Here is a 262-nt window from a genome sequence, read left to right as displayed (position 1 = left end):
AGATGGTGAAACACAAGTTGGTGTTGTTCTGTTACCTTCTGGATTTTGGATTACTTTAGGTTCTCCACCTTCTAATACTGAAACTACTGAATTTGTTGTACCTAAGTCTATACCTATTACTTTACTCATAAGAATTATTCCTCCAATTTATAATTAATTAATCATCGAGTTCATTATTCGTTTACTTTAACCATTGCTGGTCTTAAAACACGATCTTTCAATTTATATCCTCTTTGTAACTCTTCAGTTACAACACCTGATT

The 262-nt window shown here is 31.7% G+C and carries 2 protein-coding genes; both read right to left on the bottom strand.

Annotated elements, in window-relative coordinates:
* Positions 1-129: Hsp70 family protein (locus KA858_RS12740; RefSeq protein WP_210135859.1), on the bottom strand; the 129-nt coding region annotated here is incomplete at its 3' end.
* 44 nt (positions 130-173) lie between these two features.
* Positions 174-262: nucleotide exchange factor GrpE (gene grpE / locus KA858_RS12735; protein ID WP_210135858.1), on the bottom strand; the 89-nt coding region annotated here is incomplete at its 5' end.

The organism is Staphylococcus sp. GDX8P80P (assembly GCF_017893095.1).
Lineage (GTDB): Bacteria > Bacillota > Bacilli > Staphylococcales > Staphylococcaceae > Staphylococcus > Staphylococcus borealis.
Note: the sequence above shows the minus strand (reverse complement) of the source record. Positions and strands in the feature narration are given on the sequence as shown.